The organism is Nocardiopsis sp. TNDT3 (genome assembly GCF_003427465.1).
GTDB classification, from domain to species: domain Bacteria; phylum Actinomycetota; class Actinomycetes; order Streptosporangiales; family Streptosporangiaceae; genus Nocardiopsis; species Nocardiopsis dassonvillei.
Window position 1 is genome coordinate 1 of record NZ_QPFC01000067.1, and the last position, 11,374, is coordinate 11,374.

General features: G+C 72.5%; 13 protein-coding genes. 5 read left to right on the forward strand and 8 right to left on the reverse strand.

Features of this window, described 5'->3' with window-relative positions; genetic code table 11:
• Positions 1-14 precede the first annotated feature (14 nt).
• Positions 15-188, reverse strand: a complete 174-nt coding sequence (locus DQW06_RS29105; RefSeq protein WP_013153189.1) for a hypothetical protein — start codon at positions 186-188, stop codon at positions 15-17.
• A gap of 76 nt (positions 189-264) precedes the next feature.
• Complete coding sequence (locus tag DQW06_RS01920) at positions 265-729, reverse strand: Lrp/AsnC family transcriptional regulator (protein WP_036552214.1); 465 nt, start codon at positions 727-729, stop codon at positions 265-267.
• A 107-nt stretch (positions 730-836) separates the two neighbouring features.
• On the opposite strand from DQW06_RS01920, the gene DQW06_RS01925 reads away from it, so the two are divergent.
• Positions 837-1,247: a DUF2000 domain-containing protein gene (locus DQW06_RS01925; protein ID WP_013153187.1), complete on the forward strand. Its 411-nt coding sequence runs from the start codon at positions 837-839 to the stop codon at positions 1,245-1,247.
• A gap of 169 nt (positions 1,248-1,416) precedes the next feature.
• Here DQW06_RS01925 and DQW06_RS01930 read toward each other — a convergent pair whose 3' ends face one another.
• Together DQW06_RS01930 and DQW06_RS01935 are read right to left on the reverse strand one after the other, a co-directional pair.
• A complete protein-coding gene (locus DQW06_RS01930) occupies positions 1,417-1,971 on the reverse strand; it encodes a hypothetical protein (RefSeq protein ID WP_013153186.1) in 555 nt (184 codons plus the stop codon).
• Positions 1,972-2,208: 237 nt separating this feature from the next.
• The gene (locus DQW06_RS01935) at positions 2,209-2,604 is read right to left on the reverse strand and encodes a RidA family protein (protein WP_013153185.1); all 396 of its coding nucleotides are present in this window, start codon (positions 2,602-2,604) and stop codon (positions 2,209-2,211) included.
• A 137-nt stretch (positions 2,605-2,741) separates the two neighbouring features.
• Here DQW06_RS01935 and DQW06_RS01940 point away from each other — a divergent pair, with 137 nt between their 5' ends.
• Entirely contained in the window at positions 2,742-3,716 is a 975-nt protein-coding gene (locus DQW06_RS01940) for a YafY family protein (RefSeq protein ID WP_071622121.1), read from the forward strand.
• A 68-nt stretch (positions 3,717-3,784) separates the two neighbouring features.
• Here the strand turns inward: DQW06_RS01940 and DQW06_RS01945 are convergent, their stop codons facing one another.
• Positions 3,785-5,473 (reverse strand): ABC-F family ATP-binding cassette domain-containing protein, encoded by a 1,689-nt coding sequence (locus DQW06_RS01945; protein ID WP_117197851.1) that lies wholly within the window; start codon positions 5,471-5,473, stop codon positions 3,785-3,787.
• A 291-nt stretch (positions 5,474-5,764) separates the two neighbouring features.
• Complete coding sequence (locus DQW06_RS01950) at positions 5,765-6,295, reverse strand: NUDIX hydrolase (RefSeq protein ID WP_013153182.1); 531 nt, start codon at positions 6,293-6,295, stop codon at positions 5,765-5,767.
• A gap of 459 nt (positions 6,296-6,754) precedes the next feature.
• Between DQW06_RS01950 and DQW06_RS01955 the strand changes: the two genes are divergently transcribed.
• Entirely contained in the window at positions 6,755-7,291 is a 537-nt protein-coding gene (locus tag DQW06_RS01955) for a hypothetical protein (protein ID WP_013153181.1), read from the forward strand.
• A 51-nt stretch (positions 7,292-7,342) separates the two neighbouring features.
• Here DQW06_RS01955 and DQW06_RS01960 read toward each other — a convergent pair whose 3' ends face one another.
• Positions 7,343-8,083 carry a MerR family transcriptional regulator gene (locus tag DQW06_RS01960; RefSeq protein ID WP_117197852.1) on the reverse strand — a complete coding sequence of 247 codons (741 nt, stop codon included), beginning with the start codon at positions 8,081-8,083 and terminating at the stop codon, positions 7,343-7,345.
• 137 nt (positions 8,084-8,220) lie between these two features.
• On the opposite strand from DQW06_RS01960, the gene DQW06_RS01965 reads away from it, so the two are divergent.
• Positions 8,221-9,033, forward strand: a complete 813-nt coding sequence (locus DQW06_RS01965) for a thioesterase family protein (RefSeq protein ID WP_117197853.1) — start codon at positions 8,221-8,223, stop codon at positions 9,031-9,033.
• A 146-nt stretch (positions 9,034-9,179) separates the two neighbouring features.
• Here the strand turns inward: DQW06_RS01965 and DQW06_RS01970 are convergent, their stop codons facing one another.
• Entirely contained in the window at positions 9,180-9,923 is a 744-nt protein-coding gene (locus DQW06_RS01970) for a metallophosphoesterase (RefSeq protein WP_013153178.1), read from the reverse strand.
• Positions 9,924-10,369: 446 nt separating this feature from the next.
• On the opposite strand from DQW06_RS01970, the gene DQW06_RS01975 reads away from it, so the two are divergent.
• Positions 10,370-11,374: tripartite tricarboxylate transporter substrate binding protein (locus tag DQW06_RS01975; protein ID WP_157983322.1), on the forward strand; the 1,005-nt coding region annotated here is incomplete at its 3' end.

The window sequence follows — 11,374 nt, forward strand, 5'->3', positions numbered from 1 at the left end:
GCCTCCGGCGACGGCTACTCGCCCTTGTCGGTGGTCTTCTTGCCGGTGGCCACGCCGAAGGCGACGCCCATGCACAGGCCCAGCGCCACACCGAGTGCGAGGTTGTCCATGAGCAGGCCGAAGGAGGTGCCGAAGCAGACGCCGAGCGCCAGTCCCAGTGCGATGTTGTTGTTCTTGCCCTTGTTCATCTGTCCCCTTTGTGGCCGTGTGTCGGTTCTTGGACGCGGGGGCGCCGTCCACGGTTCCCGGCGAGGGGGCTCCGGCTCACTGCGGCGGCTCCAGGGGCGCGGCGACGTGCTTGCGGGCGCTGTCGTAGATGATCTGGCTGCGGAAGCTGGCCACCTCGCGGCGCTGGGTGAGCCGGTCGATGAGGAAGCTGTGCAGCGCGTCCAGGGAGGGCACGGACACGTGCACCAGGAAGTCCTGCTCCCCCGCCACGACGTAGACCGCCAGCACCTCGGGCAGGGCGAACATCGCGCCCTTGAAGCCCTCGATGACCTGGCGGCTGGGCGGGCGCAGCTGCACCGACACGAAGGCCTCCACCTCCCGGTTGAGCGCGGCCGGGTCGATGTCGGCGTGGTAGCCCCGGATGACCCCGCGCCGGTGCAGCAGGCGCACGCGTTCCAGGCAGGTGGAGGGTGCCACGCCGAGCTTGTGCGCGAGGGCGCGGTTGGTCTGCCGCGCGTCCTGCTGGAGTTCGCGCACGATCGCCGAATCAAGTTCGTCCATGGCCCCCACGGTAGCCTCTCGGTCGAATAGTATTCGGTCCCGCAACCATGAGCGCGACCGTATGGCTAGGTTCTGCACCGTTCACAAGCCATATGAACGGGGTAACCATGGGGATGTCCACCAAGATCGTCGTCGTCCTGCGCGAGGGCCTGGAGCCCGCGCTCGCCGCCAACGCGGGGGTGGTGCTCGGCCTGGCGCTGGGCGGACGGATGGAGAACTCGCTGGCCGCCGACGGCAAGGACGCGGGCGGCGGCCTGCACGCCGGGCTCAACCCGCACCCGGTGCCGACCCTGGTGGCCTCGGCGGAGCAGTTGCGCGCGCTCAAGGCCGGGGCCGACGAGCGCGACCTGACGGTGGTGGGCTTCAACGAGGTGGCCCGCCGCTCCCGCGACTACGTGGAGTACCTGGACGCCCTCGCGGTCACCGAGCCCCAGGACGTGGAGTACGTGGGGGTGGCCGTCTTCGGGGCGCGCAACGCCGTCAACAAGCTCACCGGGAAGCTGGCGCTGATGCGCTGAGTCCGGTGGCCCTCGCGTGAGGGGGCGAGGAGGCGCGGGCAGGGGACCCGCGCCTCCTCATCCCGGGAGGAGGAGGCGTCGGGCGGGACCACCGGCGGGCGGGTGTGCCTGCCGCGGCCACGCGGCCGGGGAAGCGGCGGGGCCGGACGGGCGTGGGCCCGGGGTCCGCTCACGCGCCCCCGGTGAGCTCCTCCAGTTCCCGGTAGGAGGACACCGTGCGCAGCTGCTGTTCGGTGAGTCGGTTGATCCGGGCTTTGGCCGCCCGCCCCTGCGCCCCGGTCGGCAGGAAGCCCCGGTGGATCTCGGGCAGGGCCAACTCCCAGCCGCACACCGCCCTGGCCGGGTAGCGGTACCACTGGCGCACGACCACCGAGCCGACCCGGATCGCGTGCTCGTTGCCCGGGGGAACGTTCGGACGGTCGGGCTCCCGGGCCAGGTAGCGGTGCCCGTCGGCCAGGTCGCAGGGCCCGCAGCCCGGTTCGCCCGACCCTAGGGCCCGCCCGCACTCGGGGCAGACCAGGCGGTCCATGGCCGCGTCCACCACCCGCCAGGCGAACTGACCGGGGTCGGAGAGCACGAGCTCGGCCAGGTCGCGTTCTGCGTCGCCGCCCGGCTCGGCGTCCCACTCGGCGCACGCCTCGGCCCAGGCGCGGTCGGTCTCCGCGCGGATGAGGCGCATCGTCTCGGCCAGTTCCGGGGTGCGCCAGCCGTCGCGGGTGGACATACCCCGCACGCTAACCCGCTCGGACCGTCGAGTGCCACGGGTTTTGCCTGTTCTGCCCCGCCCGGCGCCCGCGCCTCCGCCCGCCGGACCGGACGGCACCGCTAAAGGGAACCGCGCTCGGGGCCGAAGGTCCACACGCGTCCCGTGGCGCTGCCGTTCCCTGTGCTCCGGAAACCGCCCGCCTCCGCTGTCCGTGCCGGTTCGACCAGTACGGGCAGCGGAGGCGGTGAGGTCGCATCACGCGACGGCGGTTCCCTCCAGTTCGACCATCAGGGTGGGGATCGCCAGCCGTGTCACCCCGAGCATCGTGGTGGTCGGCGCGACCCCGGCCGCGCCCAACCGCGACGCCAGCACGCCGTAGTGCTGGAAGAGCAGGTCGACGTCGGTGGTGTAGACGTTGAGCCGGACCAGGTTCACGAGGGACATCCCAGCCTCGCCGAGGACGGCCTCCAGGTTCTCCAGGCTCAGCGCCAACTGCGCCGCCATGTCGTCGGCGTGCTGGGGCTCGCCTTCGCCGCTCATCGCGGTCTGCCCGGAGCAGTACAGGGTCCGGGCGTTCCCGGACACGATCTCGCCCTGGTTGTACCCCATCCCCACCGACCACGTCCACGGGTTGACCACCGTTCGCTCCATCGCCACATCAGCTCCGTTCGGTTCATCGACAGGCACGTACGTCCATCGGCTCGGCGGCCGCGTTCTTCGACGTCGTGCTGACAAGCCTCCTGGAAAATCACGACATCCTGTGTCATGTATTCCGGTAGGTTCTTCGTGTGCGAGCTGACCGGCTGGTCTCACTGGTTCTGCTGCTGCGCCAGCGCGGTCGGCTGTCAGCGGCCACGCTGGCCCGCGAGCTGGAGGTGTCCACACGCACCGTGCTGCGCGACATCGAGGCGCTGTCCGCGGCCGGTGTGCCGGTCTACGCCGAACGCGGTCGGCACGGCGGTTTCGCGTTGCTGCCCGGTTTCCAGACGGAGCTCACCGGCTTGAACCACGACGAGGCGCTCGCCCTGCTGGTCGCCGGATCGCGGCGGGGCGCGCAGGCGTTCGGCCTCGGGGCGGCGCTGGCCTCGGCCATGCGCAAGGTGGTCGACGCGCTGCCCGAAGGCGATCGGGCCACCGCGGCCGGTGCGGCCCAGCGGTTGCTCATCGACCCGGAGACCGATCTGCTCTCGCGTCGACCGGCTGTCGAGGAGGTGCCCGACACCGTGGTGGCCGTGATCCGGCGGGCGGTGTTCGACGGGCACAGGCTGCGCATCCGCTACGCGGCTGTGGACCAGGACCCGAAGTGGCGCACTGTGGACCCGGTCGGTCTGGTCACCGTGCGCGACCGGGGCTACCTGCTGGCCACCAGGTCCGGCCAGGACCGCACCTACAAGCTGTCCCGGGTCCTGGAAGCCGAGGAGCTCCCCGAACCCGCGCAGCGGCCGGAGCGGATCGACCTGGACCGGGTCTGGCAGGAGCGCAGCACGCGGTTCCGGACCGGCGGTGACCAGGTCACCGTGTTGGTGCGGGCGGCCCCGGAGCGGCGGGAGGACCTGGTGGGTACGGCGCTGGCCGTCCGCGCCGAAGAAGTCGACGCGGACGGCTGGCTGCGGCTGGAGTTGACCTTCCAGGACGCGAGGCACGCCGAATGGGCGCTGTGGCAGCTCGCCACGGACGCGGAGGCCCTGGACCCGCAGTGGCTGCGCGCCTGCCTGCGCGACCGAGCCGTCGCGATCGCCGCCCGTTACGGAATGCCGCTCTGATCGGCCGACCCGCCGTGGAGGACCCGGCGGAACGCCGCCGGGCCCACACGTCACGTCAACCGACCGGATCAGCCGCCGCCGTGTGCGGCCGACTGGCCGACCAGATCGGACGCGGACGCCCGCGGGGCCAGCGTGAGCCGGTCCCACGAGGCGACGTCGCGCTGGAGCTGCCGGTCGTGGGTGGCGAGCACCACCGCCGCCCCGGTGGCGCCGAGGCCCTCGGTGAGCTCGTCGACCAGGGCGATCGAGAGATGGTTCGTCGGCTCGTCCAGCAGCAGCACGTGCGGCCGGGACGCCAGCGCCAGGGCCAGGTCGAGCCTGCGCTGCTGCCCCATGGACAACTCACGCAACGGCTTGTTGACGTCCGCCGACGAGAGCAGCCCCAGAGAACTCAACGACACCGTCTCGCTCTCCCTGAGCACGCCCTCGCTGACGAGCCGTCCCAGGTGGGCGGCGAACACCTGGCGGGCACGGCGTGCCCCCGCCCGCGGCGACTCCTGGGCCAGCAGTCGCACCCGTGCGGTGCGCGCGGTGCGCACACCGCCGCCGGTCGGCTCGATCCGCCCGGCGAGCACCGACAGCAGCGTCGACTTGCCCGCCCCGTTGGCCCCGGTGACCACCAGTCGCGAACCGGAGTCGAGGGCCAGGGTGACCGGCTGGTCCAGCCGCCCCGCGACGGTGACCTCGTCGGCCCTGACCAGCGTCACGCCGGGCAGCGCCGCCAGTTCCGGCATCCGGAACCGCAGCGGTGGCGGCGGCATGGTGACCGCGTGCGCCTCCAGGTCGTCGCGCCGACGGTGGACGGAGCGCACGAGTCCGGGCGCGCGGGTCGCCCGCTGGTGCTTGCCGGTGCCCTTGTCCGGCCGCCAGCCGCTGACCAGCCGGTTCTGCGCCTCGGACAGGTCCTGGGTGAGGCGGGCGTGCTCGGCCCGCTGCTGCTCGTACTCGGCGGCCCAGCGTTCGCGCTCGGCGCGCCGTCCCTCCTGGTACCCGGCGAACCCGCCGCCGTACACGCGGGGCCTGCCGTCGCGGCTCGGGTCGAGGTCGAGCATCGTCGTGGCCACGTCCGAGAGCAGGGCGCGGTCGTGGCTGACGAGCACCACGCCGTTGCCGTGCCCGCGCAGTTGGGCGGTCAGGAAGTCGAGCCCGGCGGCGTCGAGGTGGTTCGTGGGCTCGTCCAGCAGAAGGAAGTCGTGCGAGGCGCCCAGCAGGCAGGCCAGCCGGACGCGGTAGCGCTGGCCCACCGACAGCTCCGCCAGCGGCCGGGACCGGTCGGTGACGGCGCCCAGGTTCTCCAGGGCGAGGTCGACGCGCCGGTCGGCGTCCCAGGCGTCCAGCACCTCGGCGGCGTTCAGGGCCGCGGTGTACTCCTCGGCGGCCCGGGGATCGCCCTCGGCCAGTCCCTCGGCGCTGGCGTCGAGCGCGGCCAGGGCCGCGCGGGCGTCGGCGAGTTCGATGTCGACCAGGTCCCCGACGGTGCGGCCGCCGGTCGCCGGCATCTCCTGTTCGGCGACGCCGAGGGTGCCGATGCGCTGTACGGTCCCGGAGTCGGGTTCGAGCGCACCGGCGAGGACGTGCAGCAGCGTGGACTTGCCGCGGCCGTTCTCGCCCACGACTCCCCAGCGGGATCGCGGTGTGACGGTCATGTCGACACCGGAGAGGACCGTGCGGCCGCCGCGGTCGATGTGGACGCCGTTCGCGGTCAGTTGCGCCCGTTCACCGGCGGGCAGCACGAGTTTGGGGTTGAGGGTGGTCACTGTTCCTCCGAACAGAGCTCCGCCCGGCGCGGTGGCGGCGGGGTGTGCGGGAGCTCTTCGAGCTGACGGGAAGGACCCGGGAAGCGGGTCGGTGTACACGTCGGGCACCCGCGGCCACGCGGAGGCGGGGCGGGCGCTCAGGCTCGGATCAGAGGTACAGAGGTAGATGCACGAGTTCACGGTAGCAACCGGTCCGCGCGAACGGAAAAGGGTTTACCGGGAGCCGCCCGCCCCGTGCCCCCGACGTGGCGCTGGCCGAGGGCTTCAGCGCCGGGCAGTCGGTGCGCCCCCTCAGTCCCGGCCGGTGGCGTACAAATACAGCAGCGCGTTCATGGATGTGCCGCTCACCAGCTGGCGTCGCCTGATCAGCTCGGGGACCCGGTCCAACGCCACCCACTCCACGCGCTCGGCCTCCCAGGCGTCCTGGGGTTCGCCGACCCTCTCCGCCGTGTCGGCGACGAAGACGCGGTGCTCGCTGTCGGTCAGCCCGCTGGAGGGCTGGACGTACACCAGCGGGCGCAGCGGTCCCGGCCGCCACCCGGTCTCCTCCAGCACCTCGCGCGCGGCCGCCCGCTCGGGGCTCTCCCCCGGGTGCACGCCGCCCATGGGGATCTCGTAACCCCAGGTGTCGGTGATGAACCGGTGCCGCCACAGCAGCAGCGCCCGGCCCCGTCCGTCGAGCACCACGGCACCGGCCCCGGGTGGTCGGCGGATGAGCCGGTGGTCGAACCGGTGCCCGTCGGGCAGTTCGACGTCCGCGGCCCGCACGTCGATCCACGGGTCGGTGTACAGGGGCTTCTCCGAGTGGACGGTCCAGCGCACGGGCGGCCCTTTCCGTTGGCGGGGAGCGGGACCACCAGACTGGCATGCCCCCGCGTGCGCGCGAAGCCGTCGGCGCCGAGCCGCGAACCGACCTCATCGACCTGCGCGGCCCGCGTGCGCGCGTGCGGGAGTCGGTCCGCGCGGTCCGGCCGGGTTCCGGCGCGCTTTTTACCGCCCGTCACCCGGCCGCCCCGCCCGCCGCGAGCGTCGCGGCGCGGCTACGCGGGCCTCCTGCTTTCGGCGGCCGGTGTGGTCCGGGTGTGCTCGGGCCCCACTGTTGGCACGGTCACGTTCGCGCTGGTCCGGCCCGCCGCAGGACGCCGGAGAGGCCCGGAAGCGGCCCCATGCCGACTGACCAGGGGGTTGCTCGGGCTTGGTGTTGTCTTTCCCACCAGACCCAAGTGGTTTCAAACACTTTTCAAAGCCCTGACCAGCGCATACGTTGCACGAGTGAACTTTATGCGATCGATACCCAAGTTGACGTTTACCGCGACCTCCAGCCTGCTCATCACCGGCGGGCTGCTTCTGGCCGGACCGGGCGCCGCAGCCGCGGACACGGCTTCCGCCAAGGAGATCGCCGACACCCTCAACGACAAGCTGAACGATGACATGGCCGGTCACATGACCGAGGAGCACGTCGAGAACGCCCGGGCGATGGTCGACGCGGCCAAGGACCGCGACCTGGGCGAGGACGCCGCCGCCATGGCGGTGGCCACCTCCATCGTCGAGACCCACCTGGACAACCTCGACTGGGGCGACCGCGACAGCGTCGGCCTGTTCCAGCAGCGCGACCACTACGGCTCGCAGAAGGACCGTCTCGACCCCACCTGGGCCACCAACGCCTTCTTCGACGAGCTCGAGCGTGTCTACCCCGAGGGCAGCTGGGACGACACCCCCCTGGGCGAGGTCGCCCAGGACGTGCAGCGCTCGGCCTACCCCGACCGGTACCAGCACCAGGTCGACGACGCCGAGATCATCGTGGACCAGCTCTGGTAGCGGACCGTTCCTAGACAGACAGTGGAGCGTGCGAACCCCGCTCTCGCATGCTCATCCGGCGGAGGCCTCGCGCAGGTACACGCTCAGCCCCTTGGCGTGGGCGTCGACGGTGGCGGTGAAGCGCTCGTCGTCCACGTACAGCCGTCCCAGTCCCCGGTGGACGCAGGTGGTGCAGTCGTAGAACCAGCGGGTGATGTGGGCGCGGTGCCGCTCGGCCAGGTCCATCACGGCGGGGCTGTCGGGCGCCTGCCCGTCGTTCATGGCCGCGGCCAGGGCCAGGTAGATCTCCTCGCCCTCGGCGTTGAGCCGCTCCCAGTCGGCCTTGGTGTAGGAGCCGACCCTGCGCTGGGACTGGGCGTAGGCCTCGGTGCCGCCCCAGCGTCGGCGGGCCTCCTCGGAGTGTGCGTCCACGTCGAAGTCGCCGAAGAGTTCGAGGCGTTCGGCGGCGGTCAGGTCGAGTTGCATGGTGTCGGCCTCCATCAGGCGTTCGATGCCGCGCGCCATCGTGCGCAGGCGTTCGATGCGTTCGGTCACCAGCCGGTGCTGACGGGCCAGGTGGGCGCGGGTGTCGGCGGCGGGGTCGTCGAGCAGGGCGGCGATCCGGTCCAGGCCGAAGCCCAGTTCCCGGTAGGTCAGGATCTGCCGGAGCCGTTCCAGGTCCTGGTCGCTGTAGCTGCGGTAACCCGCCCGGGTGCGTTCGGCGGGAACGAGCAGTCCGATCCGGTCGTAGTGGTGCAGGGTCCGGACGGTCTGCCCGCTCATCCGGGCGGCCTCGCCGACGGTGTGTCCCATCTGTCCTGGTGCTTCCTCGCTGGTGGTGACGTGTGCCCGAAGCTAGGGCCTGACGCCGCGTCAGGGTCAACCACTTTCCCCGGACGGGCCGTCCCGCGTCCACCACCGGGCCTTACTCGCCGGTAACATCTGGGGGCATGAGCCCTGACCGCACCACCGAGGACTTCCGGTTCGACCGGGACACCCGCGTCGAGAAACTGGCCGACGGCGAGTTCGCCGCCACCCTCACCGACGCCTGGACCACCTTCACCTCCCACCCCAACGGGGGCTACGTCCTGGGCGCCGCCCTCAACGCGCTGCGCCAGAACCTGAGCCAGCCCGACCCCCTGGCCGTCTCGGCGTTCTTCCTGCGCCCCGCCGCCCCCGGCGCGGCCACCGCGCGCACCGAGGTGGTACGCGAGGGGCGCCGCACCGCCACCGGCCAGGTCCGCCTGGAGCAGGGCGGCAAGGAGATCCTGCGCGCCACCGCCACCTACGGCGACCTGTCCCCCGACCCCTCGGCCCGCGTGCTGACCCTGGACGAGCCCCCGCGCCTGCCCGTCCCCGAGGACTGCCCCGTTCCGCCCGAGTTCGACAACCCCGAGGGCCTGGGCATCGCGCGCAGCGTCGACTACCGCTACCCCGGGCGTCCGGGCTGGTTGGACGGCAGGAGGGACGGCCGCCCGCACGCCGAGTTCTGGATGCGCTTCGCCGACGGGCGCGAACCCGACACCCACGCGCTGGCCTCGATGGTGGACTTCGCTCCGCCCGCGGTCCTGGAGATCGGCGAGTTCGCGACGATCACCGTCGAGCTGAGCGTGCACGTGCGCGCCAGGCCCGCCCCGGGGTGGCTGGCCTGCCGGGTCTTCACCAAGCACGTCTCCGGCGGCCTGCACGAGGAGGACATGGAGATCTGGGACAGCACGGGCACCCTGGTCGCCCAGTGCCGCCAGCTGGCCATGCTCCTCTGATCGGAGCTCCCCTTGGTGCGCCGAGAACGCTTCCCCTGACCGGACCGGGCCAGCCGATGGCTGCTCTCGTCACCGCCCGAGGAGCCGACCCGCCCGGTTCCGGTCGTGGACCATCGACCGGGCCTCGGCGGGGTCCCAGCCCGAACTCAGACCACCGCGCGGAAGTGCGTGGTCAGGCGCCGGTCCTCGTCCAGGATGTGGAAGGCCACACCCGGGGGCTGGTCGCGGTTGGCCGCGGGCCCGCCCTCCCAGGGCATGCTCAGCGTCCACGTCACGCCGGGCGCCAGCAGCAGGGGCCGCCCGGCGAAGGTGGTCGCCCCGCCGGTGTGGGCGTGCCCGACCAGGATCCCCGCCACCCGGGGGTGGGCCCGCAGCAGCCCGGCCAGGTCGTCGGCGTTGTCCAGCCGCATGGAGTCGGGCAGCGGGTGGTGGACCCGCACGGGCGGGTGGTGCAGGGCCAGCAGGGCGGGCCGGTCGTCGGGCAGGGCGCTCAGCGTCTCGTTGATCCACACCAGGGTGGCCGTGTCCAGGTGGCCGCCGTCCTCGCCCGGGACCGTCGAGTCGCAGGTCAGCACCGCCGCGCCGCCCACCTCGTGCACCTGGTTGAAAGGCGCGTCGGACGGCTCCCGGCCCAGCAGCGACGCGCGCATCCGCCCGCGGTCGTCGTGGTTGCCGGGGCAGACCAGCACCGGGAAGGGCAGGTCCAGCAGCCGGGCCGCCTCGCGGTACTCCTCGGCGGTGGCGTGGTCGGCGATGTCACCGGTGACCAGGAGCGCGTCCGGCGCCTGGGCCAGGCCGCGCAGGTACTCCGCGGTCCGGGCGGCGCGCCCGGTGGTGCGGTCGGTCCCGTCCAGGTGCAGGTCGCTGATGTGGGCGAGCAGGAGCGTCATGGCCGTCCTTCGTCGGTCGCGGGTGCGTTGCGCCCTCCGGGACCGCGCGGACCTGCCGGTTCCGCCGCTGGGAGGGCGCACGGAGCCCGTGCGGCCGGGAACCCCCGGCCGCAGCCCCGTGCCCGCCCCAGGCCGTTGACCGGCCGTTTCCCGTCGGGTGAAACGAGGCTATTGCGCGCATCGCGAGCGGGACAGGGTGGTTGTCCGCCCGCCATCGCGGCCGCTGCCTCGGGCGGAAACCCGGGGCGACCACAACAATCTCTGTGTTCAAAACGACCAGAAGATTTACCGGTCGGCAAACCGTGGGTCATGCTCTCGAAACCGGTGCGGATGCGACCGGCGCCACGGAGCGGTGTAACGGCCGCCACGCTCCCGCCTCGGGCGGTCCGTCGGCCCGCGAGCGCCCGCCCGCACCGCGGACCCGCAGCAACGGAGAGAGCCACCCCATGAGCATCCAGCGCATTCTGCGCGTCGGCGGCGCGGTCGCCGCGGCCGTCGTCATCGGCGCCGCGGCGGTCAACGCCTCGTCGACCGGCGGCGACGGCGCCGAGGCCGTACGCAGCCGACTGACCACGATCGTGCCCGCCGCGCCCGGCGGCGGCTGGGACCTGGTGGGGCGCGAGGCGCAGAACGCCTTCCGCGAGGGAGAGATCGTCGCCAACAACCAGGTGGTCAACGTTCCCGGCGCGGGTGGAACCATCGGCCTGGCCCAGGCGGTCCGCCAGGAGGGCCGGGCCAACATGCTGATGGTGACCGGCACGGTCATGATCGGCAGCATCATCGTCAACAACTCCTCGCACGACCTGCAGGACGTCACCCCCATCGCCCGGCTGGCCGACGACTACGAGGTGGTCGTGGTCCCCGACGACTCCCCGTACCAGGACATGGGCGACCTGGCCGAGGCCTGGCGCGAGGACCCGGGCGGGATGGCGATCGGCGGCGGCTCCCTGGGCGGCACCGACCACCTGCTGGCCGGACTCATCGCCTCCGACGTCGACGTCGACCCCCAGGACGTCAACTACATCGCCTTCTCCGGCGGCGGTGAGGCGCTGACCTCGCTGCTGTCGGGCAGCGTCGACGTGGGCATCAGCGGCTACAACGAGTTCAGCGACCAGATCGAGGCGGGCAACGTGCGCGCCCTGGGCGTCTCCGCGCACGAGCGCGTCGAGGGCATCGACGTCCCCACCCTGGCCGAGCAGGACATCGACGCGGTCCTGCCCAACTGGCGGGGGTTCGTGGCCCCGGCCGGCATCACCGAGGAAGAGCGCGCCGAGCTGACCGCGATCGTCACCGAGATGCACGACACCCCCGAGTGGGCGCAGACGCTGGAGCGCAACCGCTGGGACGACACCTTCCAGACCGGCGAGGAGTTCGAGGAGTTCCTCGCCCTGGAGACCGAGCGCATCACCACCATCACCGAGGAACTCCTCGAACTCCTCGCCGGTCTGGAA